18 protein-coding genes are annotated in these 21,300 nt (G+C 67.5%); 17 read left to right on the top strand and 1 reads right to left on the bottom strand.

The features are described from left to right. Nucleotides 1–15: 15 nt before the first annotated feature. The 10 genes from EHF44_RS03530 (at nucleotide 16) to EHF44_RS03485 (ending at nucleotide 10,731) form a co-directional block, all read left to right on the top strand. Nucleotides 16–1,017 (top strand): Tim44 domain-containing protein, encoded by a 1,002-nt coding sequence (locus tag EHF44_RS03530; protein ID WP_124682469.1) that lies wholly within the window; start codon nucleotides 16–18, stop codon nucleotides 1,015–1,017. Between the two features lie 119 nt (nucleotides 1,018–1,136). Next, nucleotides 1,137–1,814, top strand: a complete 678-nt coding sequence (locus tag EHF44_RS03525; protein ID WP_124682468.1) for a ubiquinone biosynthesis accessory factor UbiJ — start codon at nucleotides 1,137–1,139, stop codon at nucleotides 1,812–1,814. 56 nt (nucleotides 1,815–1,870) lie between these two features. Further along, nucleotides 1,871–3,448 (top strand): ubiquinone biosynthesis regulatory protein kinase UbiB, encoded by a 1,578-nt coding sequence (gene ubiB, locus EHF44_RS03520; RefSeq protein ID WP_124682467.1) that lies wholly within the window; start codon nucleotides 1,871–1,873, stop codon nucleotides 3,446–3,448. 264 nt (nucleotides 3,449–3,712) lie between these two features. After that, nucleotides 3,713–5,149 carry a sodium:solute symporter family protein gene (locus tag EHF44_RS03515; protein ID WP_124682466.1) on the top strand — a complete coding sequence of 479 codons (1,437 nt, stop codon included), beginning with the start codon at nucleotides 3,713–3,715 and terminating at the stop codon, nucleotides 5,147–5,149. A gap of 196 nt (nucleotides 5,150–5,345) precedes the next feature. Continuing rightward, entirely contained in the window at nucleotides 5,346–5,684 is a 339-nt protein-coding gene (locus tag EHF44_RS03510) for an FmdB family zinc ribbon protein (RefSeq protein WP_124682465.1), read from the top strand. A 14-nt stretch (nucleotides 5,685–5,698) separates the two neighbouring features. Then, nucleotides 5,699–6,391 (top strand): DUF502 domain-containing protein, encoded by a 693-nt coding sequence (locus EHF44_RS03505; protein ID WP_124682464.1) that lies wholly within the window; start codon nucleotides 5,699–5,701, stop codon nucleotides 6,389–6,391. A 49-nt stretch (nucleotides 6,392–6,440) separates the two neighbouring features. Next, the gene (gene aspS / locus EHF44_RS03500; RefSeq protein WP_124682463.1) at nucleotides 6,441–8,249 is read left to right on the top strand and encodes an aspartate--tRNA ligase; all 1,809 of its coding nucleotides are present in this window, start codon (nucleotides 6,441–6,443) and stop codon (nucleotides 8,247–8,249) included. A 199-nt stretch (nucleotides 8,250–8,448) separates the two neighbouring features. Beyond that, entirely contained in the window at nucleotides 8,449–9,420 is a 972-nt protein-coding gene (locus tag EHF44_RS03495) for a hypothetical protein (protein ID WP_409559020.1), read from the top strand. A gap of 85 nt (nucleotides 9,421–9,505) precedes the next feature. Next, nucleotides 9,506–9,979, top strand: a complete 474-nt coding sequence (nudB, locus tag EHF44_RS03490; protein WP_124682462.1) for a dihydroneopterin triphosphate diphosphatase — start codon at nucleotides 9,506–9,508, stop codon at nucleotides 9,977–9,979. Next, nucleotides 9,976–10,731: an endonuclease/exonuclease/phosphatase family protein gene (locus EHF44_RS03485; protein ID WP_124682461.1), complete on the top strand. Its 756-nt coding sequence runs from the start codon at nucleotides 9,976–9,978 to the stop codon at nucleotides 10,729–10,731. Before nudB ends, EHF44_RS03485 begins: the two co-directional genes overlap by 4 nt. Nucleotides 10,732–10,744: 13 nt before the next feature. Here EHF44_RS03485 and mobB read toward each other — a convergent pair whose 3' ends face one another. Then, complete coding sequence (mobB, locus tag EHF44_RS03480; protein WP_124682460.1) at nucleotides 10,745–11,257, bottom strand: molybdopterin-guanine dinucleotide biosynthesis protein B; 513 nt, start codon at nucleotides 11,255–11,257, stop codon at nucleotides 10,745–10,747. A 162-nt stretch (nucleotides 11,258–11,419) separates the two neighbouring features. On the opposite strand from mobB, the gene clsB reads away from it, so the two are divergent. The 7 genes from clsB to EHF44_RS03445 all read left to right on the top strand — a co-directional run bounded on the left by clsB (nucleotide 11,420) and on the right by EHF44_RS03445 (nucleotide 21,256). Beyond that, entirely contained in the window at nucleotides 11,420–12,691 is a 1,272-nt protein-coding gene (clsB, locus tag EHF44_RS03475) for a cardiolipin synthase ClsB (protein WP_253700033.1), read from the top strand. A gap of 353 nt (nucleotides 12,692–13,044) precedes the next feature. After that, nucleotides 13,045–13,635, top strand: coding sequence for a TetR/AcrR family transcriptional regulator (locus tag EHF44_RS03470; RefSeq protein WP_026035162.1), 591 nt, complete (start codon nucleotides 13,045–13,047; stop codon nucleotides 13,633–13,635). Between the two features lie 88 nt (nucleotides 13,636–13,723). Further along, nucleotides 13,724–15,511 (top strand): acyl-CoA dehydrogenase C-terminal domain-containing protein, encoded by a 1,788-nt coding sequence (locus EHF44_RS03465; RefSeq protein WP_124682458.1) that lies wholly within the window; start codon nucleotides 13,724–13,726, stop codon nucleotides 15,509–15,511. 205 nt (nucleotides 15,512–15,716) lie between these two features. Then, nucleotides 15,717–18,143 carry a 3-hydroxyacyl-CoA dehydrogenase/enoyl-CoA hydratase family protein gene (locus EHF44_RS03460; RefSeq protein WP_124682457.1) on the top strand — a complete coding sequence of 809 codons (2,427 nt, stop codon included), beginning with the start codon at nucleotides 15,717–15,719 and terminating at the stop codon, nucleotides 18,141–18,143. A gap of 20 nt (nucleotides 18,144–18,163) precedes the next feature. Then, nucleotides 18,164–19,363 carry an acetyl-CoA C-acyltransferase gene (locus tag EHF44_RS03455; protein ID WP_124684976.1) on the top strand — a complete coding sequence of 400 codons (1,200 nt, stop codon included), beginning with the start codon at nucleotides 18,164–18,166 and terminating at the stop codon, nucleotides 19,361–19,363. Between the two features lie 127 nt (nucleotides 19,364–19,490). Further along, nucleotides 19,491–20,447 (top strand): DegV family protein, encoded by a 957-nt coding sequence (locus tag EHF44_RS03450; RefSeq protein ID WP_124682456.1) that lies wholly within the window; start codon nucleotides 19,491–19,493, stop codon nucleotides 20,445–20,447. A gap of 32 nt (nucleotides 20,448–20,479) precedes the next feature. Next, the gene (locus EHF44_RS03445; protein ID WP_124682455.1) at nucleotides 20,480–21,256 is read left to right on the top strand and encodes an enoyl-CoA hydratase; all 777 of its coding nucleotides are present in this window, start codon (nucleotides 20,480–20,482) and stop codon (nucleotides 21,254–21,256) included. Nucleotides 21,257–21,300: the final 44 nt, after the last annotated feature.

The following is a 21,300-nucleotide window of genomic DNA, read 5'->3' as shown; positions in this document are numbered from 1 at the left end:
AGGGGAAAGCTAAAAATGTCTTCTTTTCGTGGAAAATTCCTGGCCGTGTCGCTGATGGCGACGCTGGCCCTGGGGGCAGCGCTGGACGCCAACGCGAAACGCCTGGGCGGGTCGCGCAGCGTCGGCAAGCAATCGTCGACGGTGACGCAGCAGCGCCAGGCCACGCCGCCGCAACAGACCGCGCCGGCCCAGCAGCCCGCGCAGCAGGCCGCACCGGCCACGGCCGGCGCCGCCGGCACGGCAGCCGCGGCCGCCCCGAAGCGTAACTGGGGCGGCATGCTCGGCGGCCTGGCAGCCGGCCTGGGTCTTGGCTACCTGCTGTCGCACTTCGGCCTGGGTGGCGCGGCGGCCAGCTTCCTGGCCAACGCCATCCTGATCGCCATCATCGCCATGATCGCGTTCTGGCTGATCCGCAAGTTCCGCGGCGGCGCGGCCCGGTCGCGGACCCCGGCCTATGCCGGCATGGGCAACAGCCAGGGCAATAACTCGCCGTTTGGCGGCATGGAGCGCAACACCGAACCGACGCTGCGCCAGGCCGAACCGGTGCAGCCGGCCGGTGGCTACGGTGGCGCGGCGGCCAACCCCGTGATGGGTGGCGCGGCCGCGGGTGCCGCGGCGGCAACGGTGCAGCAGCCGTGGGGCGTGCCGGCCGACTTCGATACCGAAGCGTTCCTGCGCAATGCCAAGGTTCACTACGTCCGCCTGCAGGCCGCCTGGGATGCCGGCAACCTCGACGACATCCGCGAATTCACCACGCCGGAAATGTTTGCCGAGATCAAGATGGACCTGTCCGACCGCGGAGTGGCCGTCAACAAGACCGACGTCGTCACGCTGGAAGCCCAGCTGCTCGGCATCGAGTCGACGCCGTCGCAGCACGTTGCCAGCGTGCGCTTCTCGGGCATGATCCGCGAGACCGCCGGCGAGCCGGCGCAGCCGTTCGGCGAGGTGTGGAACCTGGCCAAGTCGGCGTCCGGCGACGGCGGCTGGCTGCTGGCCGGCATCCAGCAGGAATCCTGAGTGGCGTCTGGGCCGTCGGCGCATGGATGACATGAAGCGGCGGCCGAGTAGCTTAGAATGGAGGCCCACGTAAGCGTGGGCCTTTTTTATTGGGCAGCACTGCCCGGATACCCGACGCCATGAACGCCTTGCCCTCACCGCTGGCCGCGCCGATCGTCGCCGCGTTGAATCACCTGATCGAACAGGAGCCATGGGCCTGCAGCCTGCTGGCCCCGTTTGCCGGCCGCGTGATCCGGTTCGATGCCGCCGCGTTTGCGCTGTCGCTGCGGATCACCGATCAGGGCTGCATCGAGCGGGCGGCCGAGTCCGAGGTGGCGGCCGTGACGCTGATCGTGCCGCTGCAGCAATGGCCGCTGGTGGTGGCCGACGTGGCCGAGGGCGGCCAGGCCGCCGCGATGCGCCATGTGCGGATAGACGGCGACGCCGAGTTGGCCAATGCGGTGTCGACGCTGGCGCGCAACCTGCGCTGGGATGCGGCCGAAGACCTGTCGCGCGCGCTGCGTGGCGTGATGGGCGGCCCGATCAGCGATAGCGTGGCGCAGCGCGTGGTGGACGGCGCGCGCCAGGCGCATGAAAGCGCCACCCGCGTTGGCCGGGCCCTGCTCGACAATGTGACCGAATACCTGCTGGACGAACAGCCGACCCTGGTGCGGCATTCCGCGCTCGACGGGTTCGGCGCCGATGTGGCACGGCTGCGCGACGACCTGGCGCGGCTCGAAAAACGGCTGGAACGCCTGGAACGCGGGGGCGGACAGGGGGATCACGCGCCGGGCTCGCTCCCGTCGGCCCACCGCTAACCGCCATGCCGTCCCCCGTTGCCGCCCCGCGCGGCGCTGCCACCTGAACATCCCGAATGACCCGCCTGCTGCGTCTCTGCAAGATCATCTTCGTCGTCCTGTACTACGGGCTCGACGAACTCGTGCTGTCCGGTTTCAAGAGCCGGCGCATCAAGTTTCTGGTTCGCGTCATCACCATCGGCCGCAAGCTGGAGCAGCCGCGCGGCGAGCGGTTGCGGCTGGCGCTGACCGCGCTGGGCCCGATCTTCGTCAAGTTCGGGCAGGTGCTGTCCACCCGGCGCGACCTGATGCCGCCCGACATCGCCGACGAACTGGCCAAGCTGCAGGACCAGGTGCCGCCGTTCGATTCGGCGCTGGCGGTGAAGATCATCGAGAAGTCGCTGGGTCGGCCGCTGGGCGACCTGTACGAGAATTTCGAGCTGCAACCGGTGGCCAGCGCGTCCATCGCCCAGGTGCACTTTGCCACGCTGCGCGGCGGGCCGAACCATGGCCGCGAGGTGGCCGTGAAGGTGCTGCGGCCGGGCATGCTGCCGGTCATCGACAGCGACCTGGCGCTGATGGGCGACATGGCCACGTGGCTGGAGCGGGTCTGGGTCGACGGCCGGCGCCTGAAGCCGCGCGAGGTGGTGGCCGAGTTCGACAAGTACCTGCATGACGAACTGGACCTGATGATCGAGGCGGCCAACGCCAGCCAGCTACGCCGCAACTTTGCCGACAGCGAGCTGCTGTGCGTGCCCGAGGTGTACTGGGACTGGTGTACCAGCACCGTGTTCACGATGGAGCGGATGCATGGCATCCCGATCTCGCGGACGGAGTCGCTGAAGGCCGCTGGCGTCGACATGCACAAGCTGGCCGAGGAAGGCGTCGAGATTTTCTTCACGCAGGTGTTCCGCGACGGCTTCTTCCACGCCGACATGCATCCGGGCAACATCCTGGTGTCGGTGCAGCCGGAGACGTTCGGGCGCTACATCGCGCTGGACTTCGGGATCGTCGGCGCGCTGTCCGAATTCGACAAGAACTACCTGGCGCAGAACTTCATCGCTTTCTTCCGGCGTGACTACCACCGCGTGGCGCTGCTGCACGTGGAGTCGGGCTGGGTGCCGGCCGAGACACGCGTCGAGGAACTGGAGTCGGCCGTGCGCGCTTGCTGCGAGCCGTACTTCGACAAGCCGCTGCGCGAAATCTCGCTGGGCATGGTGCTGATGCGGCTGTTCCAGACCTCGCGCCGCTTCAATGTGGAGATTCAGCCACAACTGGTGCTGCTGCAAAAGACGCTGCTCAATATCGAAGGGCTGGGCCGCCAGCTCGATCCCGACCTGGATCTCTGGAAGACCGCCAAGCCGTTCCTGGAACGGTGGATGTACGAGCAGGTGGGCTGGAAGGGCGCCTGGGAGCGGGTCAAGGTGGAGGCGCCGCAGTGGGCCAAGATGCTGCCGGACTTCCCGCGCCTGGCCCACCAGTTCCTGGAACGCCGGGCGCTGCAGGGCAACGGCGAGCAGGAACGGCTGCTGGCCCAGCTTGTGATCGAGCAACGGCGGACCAACCGGCGGCTGTCCACGGCGTTGCTGCTGATGGGTGGCTTCCTGGCCGGCATCGTGATCGTCCAGGCGATGGCCTGGGCCGGGTACTGGTAGCGAAAATCCCGCAAACAACACATTTGTGCACGAATTCGTGCATTTGGCGGCTGTCTGGGAATTTTTTTCGACCGGAAAAGTCTCCGTCGCTATAATCCGCGTTTTGATTCGGCTACGACCGCCTCTGCCCGTTCCAGGGCGCCCGCGGCCCCGACCGATGAATTGGACTCCGGGCGGAGTCGGCCCGGGACATCCCAGGCCACCGGCCGGCATTCGGTTTTTCGCCTCCAGGGCATCTCTGGCACATTGGGATAGGGCAGCGGCATGCTGATCTGGTTCGTCATCACCTATTGGGTTATCTCGGTCGGCATCGGCCTGTGGGCGGCGCTGCGCGTCAAGGGCACCGCCGACTTTGCCGTGGCCGGCCGCAGCCTGCCGTTCTACATCGTCACCGCCACGGTGTTTGCCACATGGTTCGGCTCTGAGACCGTGCTGGGCATCCCGGCCGTGTTCCTCAAGGAAGGGCTGTCCGGCGTGGTCTCGGACCCGTTTGGCTCCTCGCTCTGCCTGATCCTCGTGGGCCTGTTCTTCGCCCGGCCGCTGTACCGGATGAACCTGCTGACGATCGGCGACTACTATCACAACCGCTACGGGCGCCTGGCCGAAGTGCTGACCACGCTGTGCATCGTGGTGTCGTACCTGGGCTGGGTGGCCGCCCAGATCAAGGCGCTGGGGCTGGTGTTCTACACGGTGTCCGACGGCGCGCTGTCGCAGGACGCCGGCATGATGATCGGCGCGGCCAGCGTGCTGGTCTATACGCTGTTCGGCGGCATGTGGTCGGTGGCGGTGACCGATTTCATCCAGATGATCATCATCGTGATCGGCCTGCTCTATATCGGCTACGAGGTGAGCGGCCAGGCCGGCGGCGTGTCGGCCGTGGTGTCCCACGCGGCTGCGGCGGGCAAGTTCGAGTTCCTGCCGTCGCTGGACCTGGTGCAGATCATCGGGTTTGCGGCGGCGCTGTTCACGATGATGCTGGGGTCGATCCCGCAGCAGGACGTGTTCCAGCGCGTCACGTCGTCGAAGACCGAGCAGATCGCCGGGCGCGCGTCGGTGCTGGGCGGCGTGCTGTACTTCTTCTTCGCGTTCATCCCGATGTTCCTGGCCTATTCGGCCACGATGATCGACCCGCAGATGGTCGAGAAATACATCAATTCCGATTCCCAACTGATCCTGCCGCAGTTGATCCTGACCCACGCGCCGATGTTCGCGCAGGTCATGTTCTTCGGCGCGCTGCTGTCGGCCATCAAGAGCTGCGCGTCGGCCACGCTGCTGGCGCCGTCGGTGACGTTCGCGGAGAACATCCTGCGGCCGTATTTCCGCCACTTGAGCGACAAGCAGTTCCTGCGCGTGATGCAGGCGGTGGTGCTGGTGTTCACGACGCTGGTCACGCTGTTCGCGCTGAATTCGCACCTGTCGATCTTCCACATGGTCGAGAACGCCTACAAGGTGACGCTGGTGTCGGCGTTCGTGCCGCTGGCGTTCGGGCTGTTCTGGAAGCCGGCCACGCGGCAGGGCGGCCTGCTGGCCATCATCCTGGGGCTGACGTCGTGGCTGACCTGCGAGGTCGCCTTTGCCGACGCGACGGTGCCGCCGCAGATGGTTGGCCTGCTGTTCTCGATCGGCGGCATGGTGTTCGGGTCGCTGCTACCGCAGTGGATCAGCGACCGGCCGCAGGTCCGAGAAGTGCATATTGCTTAACTTTTAAGTGGCGGGACGGCATCGCGACGATTACGCCCCCGAAAGCCCCCATTTCCTCCCGGTAGACGCCCCGCCGACGGTTTATAATCCGAGGCTTTGCATCGCCGCGCATGCCGTTTTTTTGGGTCCGCACCCTTGTCGATCCGGGGCGGCGCTGCCATCTACCCGTTTTACGTTCAGATTCCACGAAAGAACCATGCCGATCTATGCCTACCGTTGCGACGCCTGCGGCCACGGGCGCGATGTGCTGCAGAAGATGAGCGATGCCCCGCTCACGGACTGCCCATCCTGCGGCGCCGCCGGGACCTTCAAGAAGCAACTGACCGCGGCCGGCTTCCAGCTCAAGGGCTCGGGCTGGTACGTGACGGATTTCCGCGGCGGCAGCGGCGGCACCAGCGCCACGGCTTCGGGCAACGCCCCGGCCGCTGACGGCGCGTCGGCCGCCCCGGCCGCGTCGGCGGGCACCGCCCCGGCTTCCTCCACGGCATCGGCCGCCCCGTCCGGCGGCGGCGCCGGCTCGAGCGCCAGCCACTGAGTGCCGGGCACACCGTGGCTACCAAGAAAACGTCCGCCATCAAGACCTGGTTCCTGACCGGGCTGCTCGTCCTGGTGCCGCTGGGCATCACGCTGTGGGTGCTGAACCTGATCATCGGCACGATGGACCAGAGCATGGCCCTGCTGCCGCTGGCGTGGCAGCCCGAAAACCTGTTCGGGCGCCGCATCCCCGGGCTGGGCGCCATCCTGACGCTGCTGTTCATCCTGCTGGTGGGGGTGCTGACGCACAACTTCATCGGGCAGCGGCTGGTGCGCTGGTGGGAGGCGCTGCTGGGCCATATCCCCGTGGTCGGGCCGATCTACACCAGTGTCAAGCAGGTGTCGGACACGCTGCTGTCGTCGTCCGGCAACGCATTCCGCAAGGCGCTGCTGGTGCAGTATCCGCGCGAGGGATCGTGGACCATTGCATTTCTGACCGGGCGACCGGGCGGAGACGTGCAGAATCACCTGCAAGGCGAATACGTCAGCGTGTACGTGCCGACCACGCCGAACCCGACTTCCGGCTTCTTCCTGATGATGCCGAAGGCCGACACCATCGAGCTGGACATGAGCGTCGACGCGGCGCTCAAGTACATCGTGTCGATGGGCGTCGTGGCGCCCACGGAGCTGCCGCGCAGGAACGGCGAGGGCCGCCCGGCCGACGCCGTGACCGCCGCCGACGAAGTTGCCGACACCCATACCAACTGATTCTCGCGCGGCGCGCCCGGCGTGCCGCGTCTTACAGGGACTCTCTCCTATGTCTTCCATGCGTACACACTACTGCGGTCTGGTGACCGAACAACTGACCGGCCAGGAAGTGGCCCTGACGGGCTGGGTGCAGCGCCGCCGCGACCATGGTGGCGTGATCTTCGTCGACCTGCGCGACCGCGAGGGCCTGGTGCAGGTGGTGTGCGATCCGGACCGCCCGGAGATGTTCAAGGCGGCCGAGGAAATCCGCAACGAGTTCTGCATCCGCGTGGTGGGCAAGGTGCGTCCGCGCCCGGCCGGCACCGAGAACGCCAACCTGACGTCGGGCAAGATCGAGGTGCTGTGCCACGAGCTGACCGTGCTGAACCCGTCGGTCACGCCGCCGTTCCAGCTCGACGACGACAACCTGTCGGAAACCACGCGCCTCACGCACCGCGTGCTGGACCTGCGCCGCCCGCAGATGCAGTACAACCTGCGCCTGCGCTACAAGGTGGCGATGGAAGTGCGCAAGTACCTGGACGCCCAGGGCTTCATCGACATCGAGACGCCGATGCTGGGCAAGAGCACGCCCGAGGGCGCGCGCGACTACCTGGTGCCGTCCCGCGTGAACCCGGGCCACTTCTTCGCGCTGCCGCAGTCGCCGCAGATCTTCAAGCAGATGCTGATGGTCTCGGGCTTCGACCGCTACTACCAGATCACCAAGTGCTTCCGCGACGAGGACCTGCGCGCCGACCGCCAGCCCGAATTCACGCAGATCGACTGCGAGACGTCGTTCCTGACCGAGCAGGAGATCCGCGACCTGTTCGAGGACATGATGCGCACCGTGTTCAAGAACGCGATCGACGTGGACCTGGACGCCAAGTTCCCGGTCATGGAGTTCCGCGAGGCCATGGCGCGCTTTGGCTCGGACAAGCCCGACCTGCGCGTCAAGCTGGAATTCACCGAGCTGACCGACGTGATGAAGGACGTCGACTTCAAGGTGTTCTCGGGCCCGGCCAACAGCGAGAACGGCCGCGTGGTCGGCCTGCGCGTGCCGGGCGGCCATGCCATCTCGCGCGGCGAGATCGACGCCTACACGCAGTTCGTGGCCATCTACGGCGCCAAGGGCCTGGCCTGGATCAAGGTCAACGAGGTGGCGAAGGGCCGTGACGGCCTGCAGTCGCCGATCGTCAAGAACCTGCACGACGCGGCGATTGCCGAGATCCTGAAGCGCACCGAAGCCCAGGACGGCGACATCATCTTCTTCGGCGCCGACAAGGCCAAGGTCGTGAACGACGCCATCGGCGCGCTGCGCCTGAAGATTGGCCATTCGGAGTTCGGCAAGAGCACCGGCCTGTTCGAGGACACCTGGAAGCCGCTGTGGGTGATCGACTTCCCGATGTTCGAGTACGACGAGGAAGACGCCCGCTGGGTGGCGATGCACCACCCGTTCACGAGCCCCAAGGACGAGCACCTGCAGTACCTGGAAACCGACCCCGGCAAGTGCATCGCCAAGGCGTACGACATGGTGCTGAACGGCTGGGAAATGGGCGGCGGCTCGGTGCGGATCTACCGCGAGGACGTGCAGAGCAAGGTCTTCCGCGCGCTGAAGATCGGCGACGAGGAGGCACGGGCCAAGTTCGGCTACCTGCTGGACGCGCTGCAGTATGGCGCGCCGCCGCACGGCGGCCTGGCGTTCGGCCTGGACCGCATCGTGACGATGATGGCCGGCGCCGACTCGATCCGCGACGTGATCGCCTTCCCGAAGACGCAGCGCGCCCAGGACCTGCTGACCCAGGCCCCGAGCGCCGTCGACGAGAAGCAACTGCGCGAACTGCATATCCGCCTGCGCGCGCAGGAGCCCAAGACGACCGCCTGACCGGCGTCGCCAAACCGGATCATTCCGGTTCCGGCATCGAAAGCCGCGCGAAAGCGCGGCTTTCTTGTTTTCGGCGCAAGGATGCGTTTCCATTTGTTACCACCCGGAACGAAGCGGCGCCGCATGATGTCTTTCTGCCTGATGCGCGCGATGCTTGCCCACCCGAAAGGCCGGCCGTGACGCGGGAGGACAAACCACCATGCTGCAACTCGATGCGGAAACGATCCGGGCCTTCCTGCTGGCCCATGCCGAAACCATACTGACCTGGCTCGTGGCCGGCCTGCTGATGATGCTGCTGGCGCGCTTCGAGCTGCGCCGCGCGGTGCGCAAGTCGGCGCAGGCCATGTCCGAATCGGTGGCCACCACGGTGGCTGCCTGCGTGCCTGACATCGCCCACGCGGCGCAGGGCGCCCAGCCGGTGGTGGACTACGGCGCCGCCGCCCAGGGGCCGGAGCCCGTGGCGGCGCAGCGCGCCGAGGCGCTGCGCAAGCTGGCGCTGGACACGGTGGCGACGGTGATGGCCCGGGGCCGCTGGCTTGAAGATGTCGGCAACCTGCGCCTGCCCGAGGATGCGCTGCTGTCGGGCCGCCGCTCCGGTGGCGCCGATCCGCTGCTCGTGGTGGCGCCGCAGCCGGTGGTGCAGGCGTACCTGACCGCCCAGCGCACGTTCGACGACGAGGCGTCGCGGCTGCAGACCCACCGGCGCGAGGCGCTGCGGCTGCAGGAGGCGCTGCAGCAGCTCAGCGCGGAGGCGGCGCACGTCGAGCAGGAAACCGCCAGCATCGTCATGCGCTTCGAGCAGGTCAACGCCCAGGCCGCCCAGGGCGTGGAAGCCGGCGACTACCAGCGCTTCCTGATCCAGAAGTACAACCAGCTCGGCACGCGCGAGAAGGATATCGCCCAGGAACGGGCCGAACTGGCCACCCAGGTGCAGGAAAGTACCGACGCGCTGGCCGAGCATGCCCATGTGGCGTCGCAGCGCTACACGCAGGCGCTGGCGCCGCTGATGCAGCAACTGCGCGCGGCCTGGGGCCATGGCGATTCGCCGGAGGTGTTCGATACCTGGCTGCGCAGCATGCCCGGCGCTACCCCGGACGGCATGGCCGCGCCGGGCCCCGACGGCGGCCATTTCCTGACGCCGCGCCATCCTGGCGAGCGGACGATCGCCTGATTCCACATCGCGGTAATCGGACAGCGGAGGACGCCCAAGCCCGCGCGGCTGCGCTATGCTTGGGTTCTGTCGCCTTCACCGCCCCATGCGCTACAAGATTCCCGAATCGGTACTGGTCGTGATTCACACGCCAGACCTGCAAGTCCTGTTGATCGAGCGAGCCGACCGGCCGGGCTTCTGGCAATCGGTCACCGGCAGCCTCGATGCCGAAGACGAGCCGCTGGCGGCCACCGCCGCCCGCGAGGTGGCCGAGGAAACCGGCATCGTCGCCAGCCAGCACCAGTTAACCGACTGGCAGCACACGATCGACTACGAGATCTACCCGCAGTGGCGCCACCGCTATGCGCCCGGCATCACGCGCAATACGGAACACTGGTTCGGCCTGTGCGTGCCCGAGCCGCTGCCCGTGACGCTGGCGCCGCGCGAGCACCTGCAGTACGCGTGGCTGCCCTGGCAGGACGCCGCGGCGCGCTGCTTTTCGCGCAGCAATGCCGAGGCGGTACGCCAGCTGGCGTGGCGCGCGGCGGCGCGGGAGGATGCCGGGGAGGTGGCACGATGAAGCTGCGCGTCGTTACCTACAACATCCACAAGGGGGTGAAGGGGTTCAGCGGCAAGCCGCGCATCCAGAGCGTGCGCACCGGGCTGCAGGCCATGGACGCCGACATCGTGTTCCTGCAGGAAGTGCAGGACCGCAACGACCGTCTGGTCGCCGCCGAGCTGTTCGACCCGGACCATACCCAGCTTAACTACCTGGCCACGGACGCCTATCCGCACTCGGTCTACGGCCGCAACGCGGTGTACGAGCATGGCCATCACGGCAACGCGATCCTCTCGCGCCATCCGATCCTGATGTCCGAGAACCTGGATATTTCCGATCACCGTTTCGAGCAGCGCGGGCTGCTGCACGCGGTGGCGGACATCCACGGCGTGGAGGCGCACCTGATCTGCGTGCACTTCGGGCTGTTCGCGCGCAGCCGCGTGCGGCAGGCCACGGCGCTGGTGGAGCGCGTGCGCTCGGTGGTGCCCGACGGCGCGCCGCTGGTCATCGCCGGGGATTTCAACGACTGGAACCACAAGCTCGACAGCAAGATCTGCAACACGCTCAATGCGGTGGAATCGGCCCATGCCAAGAACGGCCGGATTCATACCTTTCCGAGCCACATGCCGTGGTGGCAGCTCGACCGCATCTACGTGCGCGGCTTCGACATCGAGCGGACGCAGGCGCTGACGGGCCGCGAATGGGCGGAGCGCTCGGACCACGTGCCGCTGATGGCCGAACTGGCCCACCGCTTGGCGATTCCCGAGGCTTGACCGGGCCTGGGCGTCAGGCCGACGCCAGGTAGTCGCGGATCCAGCCGTAGATGGCGTCGACGTCGGCCAGGTCGATGACCGGCAGCGCGGTGTTGGCGGCCACTTCGTCCACGGCGTCCGTGGCGACGGCGACGATGCACGGCACCTCGGTCCAGAGCGGTGGCTTGCCGTGGGCGGGCCGGTAGATTTCCAGCTTCGGGAAATCGCTCCACTTGTAGCCTTCGACCATGACGAGGTCGGTGTCGCGCGGCAGCACGGCCAGCGCCTCGCCAATCTCGGGCGACGGCTTGTCCTCGGGGTAGTGGCGCATCAGCGTCAGGTGCCGCGCGCCGACCAGCACCACGTTTTCGCACCCGCCCTGGCGCATCCGCCAGGAATCCTTGCCCGGCGTGTCGGGGTCGAAGCCGTGGTGCGTGTGCTTGATGCCGGCCACGCGCAGGCCGTCGGCCACGAAGCGGGGGATCAACTGGTCCAGCAGCGTCGTCTTGCCGCTGCCAGAGGAACCGGCAATGCCGAATACCTTCACAATGCTTTCCCTCTTGGGCGTCAGAATGCCCTGACAATAGCAGAGTTGGTCCGGGCGATGTGCAGGAGCCGCCCGTTGGCCGATAATCGAGCCATGTCAGGGATCTACGACCGCAACACACCGCCAGACCCCCAGCCGCCGGCCACCGCGCCCAAGGCGGGGATGCCCGCATCGGTGCCGGACCTGGGCACCGCCAGCGCCCGTGCCCGGGCCCGCGTGCTGCACTGGATGCGCCGCCGCGGCAGCCCGGTGCCGGGCAACCATGTCGACCTGCTCTGCAACGGCCAGGCGTTCTTTCCGGCGCTGATCGAGGCCATCGACGCGGCGCGCGTGCACGTCGTGGTGGAGACCTATATCTATGCCGACGACGCCGTCGGCGCCCGCGTCGGCGATGCGCTGATCGCGGCGGCGCAGCGCGGCGTGGACGTCCGGCTGGTGGTGGACGGCTTTGGCGCAGGCGACCTGCCGGCCGCCCTGCAGGCGCGGCTGCGCGACGGCGGCGTGGTGCTGGAGATCTACCGCCCGCTGCGCGGCTTCAAGTTCGCGCGCCGCCATCTGCGGCGGCTGCACCGCAAGATCGCCGTGATCGACGGCAAGGTCGCCTTTGTCGGCGGCATCAACATCATCGACGACCACAACCACGGCCCGGTGGATCTGCCCGAGATCGGCCCGCGCTTCGACTTCGCGGTGCGCGTGCGGGGTCCGCTGGTGGCGCAGATCGCGCTGGCGTCAGCGCGGCTCTGGTTCCGCATCGCACAACGCCGGGGCCTGCGCGAGACCGCCAGCGCCTTTGCCGAAGTGGAAACGCTGACGCGCGGCGCGCGCCAGGCGCGGTCCGACGTGCAGCCGGGCGGGGTGCCGGCCAGCCTGCTGCTGCGCGACAACCTGCGCAACCGTCGCACCATCGAACGCGAATACCTGTACGCGCTGGGCGCCGCGCGGCACGACGTGATCCTGGCCAACGCCTACTTCCTGCCCGGCCACAAGATGCGCCGTGCGCTGCTGGCCTGCCGCGAGCGCGGCGTGCGCGTGCGGCTGCTGCTGCAGGGCATGGTCGAATACCGGCTGCAGCATTACGCCACCCACGCGCTTTATGCGCGGCTGCTGGAGGCCGGCGTCGAGATCTACGAGTACGAGGAAAGCTTCCTGCACGCCAAGGTGGCGGTGGTGGACGACATCTGGGCAACCGTGGGATCGAGCAACATGGACCCGTTCAGCCTGCTGCTGGCCCGCGAGGCCAACGTGGCCGTCTACGACCCCGCCTTTGCCGGCACGCTGCGCACGCGGCTGGAGGCGGCAATGGCCCAGCGCAGCGCGCGGGTCATGCCCGAAGCCCACGCCGGACTGCCGCGTTTGCGGCGATTTGCCAATTGGGCGGCCTACTACGTGTTGCGTCTCGGCGTCGTCATCGCGGGTGTGACGGGGCGCTACTGAGGCGCCTCACGGTAACATGTTGCCCTGCCGCAGCACGGCCATGGCGCCCCCGCGTCACCCGCCGGATCGGCGCGCTTTTCAGCCTTTGCTGCATTGCGCTGCGGCGCGCCGGGTGTTTAGAAACACCGGTCTAATTAAAAACTTGATGCCAGTCGGCCTCGCCAGAATAATCTGAACGACCGTTCTTTTTTGGCTTAGACTTCGTGCATTTACGACGGCAATCTCGCTGTCGACAGTGCCTGCCGAACGCAGTGTCAGGCCAGGAACAGCAGCCTTCGGGATGCTGCAGAGAACGGAGAGAAACCATGCGACACCAGTCAGTTCGTCTTGAATCCGCCGCCGCGCCCGCGCCCTTGCGCAAGGGCGAGATGACGCGCGTGGCGATTCTCGATGCCGCACTGGAACTGTCGTCCCGCGACGGGCTGGAAGGGCTGACCATCGGCCTGCTCGCGGAACGCATGCAGATGAGCAAGAGCGGCGTGTTCGCGCATTTCGGTTCGCGCGAGGACCTGCAGGTGGAAGTGGTGCGCGAGTATCACCGGCGGTTCGAGCAGGAGGTGTTCTACCCCTCGCTGCAGGAACCGCGCGGGCTGCCTCGCCTGTGGTCGATGGTGCGGCGCTGGATGGAAAAGCGCATCCAGGAAGTGACCACGGGTTGCATCTACATCAGCGGGGCCGTCGAGTACGACGATCGCGCGGAAAGCCCGGTACGTGACGAACTGGTCAAGAGCGTCACGATCTGGCGGGCCGCGCTGATGCGTGCGATCGACCAGGCCCGGGAAGAGGGGCACTTGCGCGCGGACTGCGATCCGCGCCTGATGCTGTTCGAGATGTACAGCCTTGAACTAGGCTTGCATCACGACGCCCGCTTTCTGCGCCTGCCGGACAGTGCCGAGCTTGCCATGGTCGCCCTCAACAAGCTGATTCAGTCTTACCGTACCTGAGCCGCCCCCGGCAACGGTCGCACGCGCCCCCCGCGGGGGCGTGCGGCATGCGCGTGTGGCGGCATTGAAAACCTCCAAGGAGTCTTTGATGGGCCAGTACACCGCACCGTTGCGCGACATGCAGTTCGTGCTCCATGAACTGCTCGGCGCAGAAGCCGAACTCAAGGCGATGCCCAAGCACGCGGACATCGACGCGGACACCATCAACCAGGTTATCGAGGAAGCCGGCAAGTTCTGCGCGGACGTGGTGTTCCCGCTGAACCAGCCCGGCGACCGCGAAGGCTGCACCTACGTGGGCGACGGCGTGGTGCGCGCGCCCAAGGGCTTCAAGGAAGCCTACCAGCAGTACGTCGAGGCCGGCTGGCCCGCCCTGGCGTGCGACCCCGAATTCGGCGGCCAGGGCCTGCCGATCGTCGTCAACAACGCGCTGTACGAGATGCTGAACTCGGCCGGCCAGGCGTGGACGATGTACCCGGGCCTGTCCCACGGCGCGTACGAGGCGCTGCACGCACACGGCACGCCGGAACTGAAGCAGGCCTACCTGCCGAAGCTGGTGTCGGGCGTGTGGACCGGCACGATGTGCCTGACCGAGCCGCACTGCGGCACCGACCTGGGCATCCTGCGCACGAAGGCCGAGCCGCAGGCCGATGGCTCGTACGCCATCACGGGCACCAAGATCTTCATCTCGGCCGGCGAGCACGACCTGGCCGAGAACATCATCCACCTGGTGCTGGCGCGCCTGCCTGACGCACCGCAGGGCACCAAGGGCATCTCGCTGTTCGTGGTGCCGAAGTTCATCCCCGACGCCAGCGGCAACCCGGGCGAGCGCAACGGCATCAAGTGCGGCTCGATCGAGCACAAGATGGGCATCCACGGCAACGCCACCTGCGTGATGAACCTGGACGGCGCGCGCGGCTGGCTGGTGGGCGAGGCCAACAAGGGCCTGAACGCCATGTTCGTGATGATGAACGCCGCCCGCCTGGGCGTGGGCGCGCAGGGCCTGGGCCTAACCGAAGTGGCCTACCAGAACTCGCTGGCCTACGCCAAGGACCGCCTGCAGATGCGCGCGCTGACCGGCCCGAAGGCGCCGGACAAGGCCGCCGACCCGATCATCGTCCACCCGGACGTGCGCCGCATGCTGCTGACGCAGAAGGCGTACGCCGAGGGCGGCCGCGCGTTCAGCTACTGGACGGCGCTGCAGATCGACCGCGAGCTGTCGCACCCGGACGAAGCCGTGCGCAAGGAAGCCGCCGACCTGGTGGCGCTGCTGACGCCGGTGATCAAGGCGTTCCTGACCGACAACGCGTTCACCTCGACCAACGAGGGCATGCAGGTGTTCGGCGGCCACGGCTACATCTCCGAGTGGGGCATGGAGCAGTACGTGCGCGACGCCCGCATCAACATGATCTACGAAGGCACCAACACCATCCAGTCGCTGGACCTGCTGGGCCGCAAGATCCTGGGCGACATGGGCGCCAAGCTCAAGGCGTTCGGCAAGATCGTGCAGCAGTTCGTGGAGGAAGAGGGCACGAACGAGGCGATGCAGGAGTTCGTGAACCCGCTGGCCGACATTGGCGACAAGGTCCAGAAGCTGACGATGGAAATCGGCATGAAGGCGATGGGCAACCCCGACGAAGTGGGCGCGGCCGCCGTGCCGTACCTGCGCGTGGTGGGCCACCTGGTCTTCTCGTACTTCTGGGCCCGCATGGCCAAGATCGCGCTGGAAAAGCAGGACAGCGGCGACAAGTTCTACGTGAGCAAGCTGGCCACGGCTCGCTTCTACTTCGCCAAGCTGCTGCCCGAGACCGCCGCCGAAATCCGCAAGGCCCGCGCCGGCTCGGCCACGCTGATGGCGCTGGACGCGGATTTGTTCTGATTGTCCTGACCCGCTGAGGGTTTGCTCCCCTCTCCCGTCTCACGGGAGAGGGGCCGGGGGTGAGGGCATGGCGGATCCAGTTGCGACCGTCGCATCTTGAGAGGCTGGCCCTCTCCCCCAACCCCTCTCCCGCCGTGCGGGAGAGGGGAGTCAGGCTTCGGCAGACCTATCTTCTCCACAAACGCTCACGACTCTAGGAGCGCGCATGTCCAATTTCATCGTCAAGCAGGTCGCCGTGCTGGGTGCCGGCGTCATGGGGGCGCAGATTGCCGCCCATCTGGTCAATGCCCGCGTGCCCGTGGTGCTGTTCGACCTGCCCGCCAAGGAAGGCCCGAAGAGCGGCATTGCCGCCCGCGCCATCGAGAATCTCAAGAAGCTGTCGCCCGCGCCGCTGGGCATCAAGGAAGAGGCCGGGCTGATCCGCGCCGCCAACTACGAGGACGATATCGCGCTGCTCAAGGACTGCGACGTGGTGATCGAGGCGATCGCCGAGCGCATGGACTGGAAGCACGACCTCTACAAGAAGGTGGCGCCGCACCTGGCGCCGCATGCGATCTTTGCCACGAACACCTCGGGCCTGTCGATCACGTCGCTGGCCGACGGCTTCGACGCCGAGCTCAAGGCGCGTTTCTGCGGCGTGCACTTCTTTAACCCGCCGCGCTACATGCACCTGGTGGAGCTGATCCCGACGGCCGCCACGCAGCCCGAGATCCTGGACCGGCTCGAAGCCTTCCTGACCACCACGCTCGGCAAGGGCGTGGTGCGTGCCAAGGACACGCCCAACTTCATCGCCAACCGCGTCGGCATCTTCTCGATCCTGGCCGTGTTTGCCGAGGCCGAGAAGTTCGGCATCCCGTTCGACGTCGTAGATGACCTGACCGGCACCAAGCTGGGCCGCGCCAAGTCCGCCACGTTCCGCACCGCCGACGTGGTGGGCCTGGACACGATGGCCCACGTGATCAAGACGATGCAGGACGGCCTGGGCGGCGAACCGTTCGCGCCGGTCTACCAGACGCCGGCCGTGCTCAAGGGGCTGGTCGATGCCGGCGCGCTGGGCCAGAAGACCGGCGCCGGCTTCTACAAGAAGGAAGGCAAGGCCATCAAGGTGCTGGACGCCAAGACGGGCCAGTACGTCGACGCGGGCAAGAAGGCCGACGAGATCGTCGTGCGCATGCTGAAGAAGGACCCGGCAGAGCGCATTAGGCTGCTGCGCGAATCGACCAACCCGCAGGCGCAGTTCCTGTGGAGCGTGTTCCGCGACGTGTTCCAGTACATCGCGGTCTACCTGGAGCAGATCGCTGGTTCGGCGGCCGACGTGGACCTGGCGATCCGCTGGGGCTTTGGCTGGAACTCGGGTCCGTTCGAGGACTGGCAGGCCGCCGGCTGGACGCAGGTGGCGCAGTGGGTCAAGGAAGACATCGACGCCGGCAAGGCGCTGGCCAACGTGCCGCTGCCGGCCTGGGTGTTCGACGGCGCGGTGCCCGGCAACGGTGGCGTGCACGGCGCGCAGGGCTCGTGGTCGCCGTCGACGAACAGCTTCGTCAAGCGCGCCGCGCTGCCCGTGTATGAGCGCCAGGTGTTCCGCGCCGCGCTCAAGGGCACCGACGCCGCCGACCCGCGCAAGGCCGGCAAGACAATCGAGGAGAACGACGGCGCCCGCATCTGGACCAGCGATGGCGCCGATGACGTGCTGATCATCTCGTTCAAGAGCAAGATGAACACGCTCGGGCCGGACGTGCTCGACACGGTGGTGCGCGCCGTGGAACTGGCCGAGGCCGGCTACAAGGGCCTGGTCGTCTGGCAGCCGACGTCGCTGCAACTGGGCGCGCCGGGCGGCCCGTTCTCGGCCGGGGCCAACCTGGAGGCGGCGATGCCGGCCTTCATGATGGGCGGCGCCAAGGGCATCGAGCCGTTCGTCAAGAAGTTCCAGGACACGATGATGCGCGTGAAGTACGCGGCGGTGCCGGTGGTGCCCGCCGTGTCCGGCATCGCGCTGGGCGGCGGCTGCGAGCTGATGCTGCAGTCGGCCAGGCGCGTGGTGGCGCTGGAAAGCTACGTCGGCCTGGTCGAAGTGGGCGTGGGCCTGGTGCCGGCCGGCGGCGGCCTCAAGGAGGCGGCCATTGCGGCGGCCCGCGCGGCCCAGGCCGCGGGCAGCACCAACTACCTGAATTTCCTGACCAACCGCTTCCAGGCGGCGGCGATGGCCAAGGTGTCGACGTCGGCGCTGGACGCGCAGACGATCGGCTACGTGCAGCCGACCGACACCATCGTCTACAACGTCCACGAGCTGCTGTACGTGGCGCAGAGCGAAGTGCGCGCGCTGGCCAACGCCGGCTACCGCGCGCCGCTACCGGGCCAGTTGATCCCGGTGGCCGGCCGCTCGGGCATCGCCACGATCCAGGCGTCGCTCGTGAACATGCGCGACGGCAACTTCATCTCGGCGCACGACTTCCTGATCGCGTCGCGCATCGCGGAAGTGGTCTGCGGCGGCGACGTCGAGGCCGGCTCGCTGGTCAGCGAGGAATGGCTGCTGGCGCTGGAACGCAAGGCGTTCATCGACCTGCTCGGCACGGGCAAGACGCAGGAGCGCATCATGGGCATGCTGCAGACGGGCAAGCCGGTGCGCAACTAATCCGCCAACGAGGAACCGACATCATGAAACAACTGCAAGACGCCTACATCGTTGCGGCTACCCGTTCGCCGATCGGCAAGGCGCCCAAGGGCGCGTTCCGGAACACCCGTCCCGACGACCTGCTGGCCACGATCCTGAAGGCCGCCGTGGCCCAGGTGCCGGGCCTGGACCCGGCGCTGATCGAGGACGCCATCGTCGGCTGCGCCATCCCCGAGGCCCAGCAGGGCCTGAACGTGGCGCGCATCGGCGCGCTGCTGGCCGGCCTGCCGAACACGGTGGGCGGCATTACCGTGAACCGCTTCTGCGCGTCGGGCCTGTCGGCGGTGGCGATGGCGGCGGACCGCATCCGCGTGGGTGAGTCGGACGTGATGATCGCGGCCGGCGTGGAATCGATGAGCATGGTGCCGATGATGGGCAACTCGCCGTCGATGTCGCCGTCGATCTTCGAGCGCGACGAGAACGTCGGCATTGCCTACGGCATGGGCCTGACCGCCGAGAAGGTGGCCACGCAGTGGCAGGTCAGCCGCGAGGACCAGGACGCGTTCTCGCTGGCGTCGCACCAGAAGGCCATCGCCGCGCAGCAGGCCGGCGAGTTCCAGGACGAGATCACCCCGATCGAGGTGGTCGAGAAATTCCCGGACCTGGCCACGGGGCAGGTGGGCGTCAAGACGCGCACCGTGGCGCTGGACGAAGGCCCGCGCCCGGACACGTCGGTCGAAGGGCTGGCCAAGCTGCGCGCGGTGTTTGCCAACAAGGGCAGCGTGACGGCCGGCAACAGCTCGCAGACGTCGGACGGCGCCGGCGCGCTGATCCTGGTCTCGGAGAAGATCCTCAAGCAGTTCAACCTCGTGCCGCTGGCCCGCTTCGTGTCGTTCGCGGTACGCGGCGTGCCGCCCGAGATCATGGGGATTGGCCCGAAGGCGGCCATTCCGGCCGCGTTGAAGGCGGCCGGCCTGACGCAGGACCAGATGGACTGGATCGAGCTGAACGAGGCATTCGCCGCGCAGTCGCTGGCGGTGATGCGCGACCTGGAACTGGACCCGGGCAAGGTGAACCGCATGGGCGGCGCGATTGCGCTGGGCCATCCGCTGGGCGCCACGGGCGCGATCCGCTCGGCCACCGTGGTGCACGCGCTGCGTCGCCACAATCTCAAGTACGGCATGGTGACCATGTGCGTGGGCACGGGCATGGGCGCCGCCGGCATCTTCGAGCGCGTATAAGCATCGACCAAACGCGCCGCACAGGGACAGCCCGGCGAGGGCTGTCCCGACCTTCGATCAGATGAGGAAATGTATGGACACGGAGATGCCAACACGTTGACGCACTGATACGGAGGAGAACAACAACATGCAGGAGACAGCCATTCTGGCCGACGCGGCGTGCGACATGCCGCGCACGATGATGGACGCACTGGGCGTGCGCACCATCCCGTTCCGCATTCGCGCCGGCGACCGCTTCGTGGTCGACACCCGCGACGAAGCGGCGCTGCCCGACCTCTACCAGCAGTACCTGGTGGGCAAGCAGGACCACTACGCCGAATCGATCCCGCTGCTTGAACGCGAGCTGGAAGACCATCTGCTCAGGCACGTGGTGGCCGGCTGCGACCGCGCCATCCTGCTGACGATTGCCAGCAGCCGCAGCAAGCTCTACGCCAATGCCACGGGCGCCGTGGTGGGCACGGTGGCGCGCAGTTTCAAGCTGCGCAAGGACGCCGGGCGCAGCGGGCTGTTCGACCTGACCGTGATCGACACGGGCGCCATCGGGCCGGGCCAGGCGCTGATCGTGCGCGAGGCCGCGCGCATGCTGGCCGACGGCGCCAGCGCGGCGCAGGTGGTGGACGCCGTGGAGCATCGCCTGCGCGATGCCGCGCACATGTTCCTGATTCCGGACGAACTGCTGTACATGTACACGCGCGCGAAGCACAAGGGCGAGAACAGCATCACGTGGGGCCGCTACATGCTGGGCAGCGCGTTCAACATCCGGCCGGTCATCCGCATGCACCAGGGCGAGACCGAGGCCATCGCCAAGGTGCGCGGCACCGACGAGGGCATCCGCCGCCTGCTGGGCCATGCGGAAGCGTGCATCCGGGCCCGCTGCCTGCTGACCCCGGCCGTGGCCGCGGCCTACGCGGGCGACCCGGACGACGTGGCGGCCTGGCCCGCGTGGCAGTCGCTGGCCGATACGGCGCGCCGCTACGACGTGCAGCTCATGCTGGCGCCGATGAGCCTGACCGTCGCGCTGAACGTGGGCGCGGGCGCGTTCGGCCTGAGTTATCTTTCCGAAGTGCCGCCACCGTTCGTGTGAGCGGCGACCATTACGACCGAGACGAGGAAGACATGAGCATTGCTACCCGCATCGACCAGGGCGTCCTGACCATTGGTTTCGATCGCATCGACAAGAAGAACGCCATCACCGCCGCCATGTACCAGACCATGGCCGATGCGCTGCGCGCCGCCGAGACCGACAACGCCGTGCGCGTGATCGTGATCGAGGGCAAGCCCGAGATCTTCACGGCCGGCAACGACCTGGAAGACTTCATGAAGCGCCCGCCCACGCAGGGCAGCGACGGCGCCGAGCCGCCGGTGTTCCAGTTCCTGCACGCGATCAGCCACGCCAGCAAGCCCGTGGTGGCATCGGTCAGCGGGGCGGCCGTGGGCATCGGCACCACGCTGCTGCTGCACTGCGACCTGGTCTACGCGTCGGACACCGCCAGGCTGTCGCTGCCGTTCGCGCAGCTGGGCCTGTGCCCGGAAGCGGCGTCCAGCCTGCTGCTGCCGCGCCTGGTGGGCTACCAGCGTGCGGCGGAAAAGCTGCTGCTCGGCGAGGCGTTCAGCGCGCAGGAGGCATTCTCGATCGGGCTGGTGACGAAGGTGCTGCCCCTGGCCGAGCTGCCCGATTTCGTGCGCCAGCAGGCCGCCAAGCTGGCGGCGCTGCCCGCGTCGTCGCTGCGCGAGACCAAGCGGCTGATGAAGGGGGGCGATGTGGCGGCCGTGGAGAAGAAAATGGCCGAGGAGGGCGAGGTCTTCCGCCGCATGCTGGTGGCGCCCGAAGCCAAGGAGGCTTTCACGGCGTTCTTCGAAAAGCGCAAGCCGGATTTTTCGAAGTTCGATTGAGCAGGGCGCCGGCGGCCAATCGACGACCTGTCGTGTCAGAACCG

The sequence above is a fragment of the Cupriavidus pauculus genome (genome assembly GCF_003854935.1).
In the GTDB taxonomy this organism is placed as follows: Bacteria; Pseudomonadota; Gammaproteobacteria; order Burkholderiales; family Burkholderiaceae; genus Cupriavidus; species Cupriavidus pauculus_C.
This window is presented reverse-complemented; position numbering and strand designations above follow the sequence as displayed.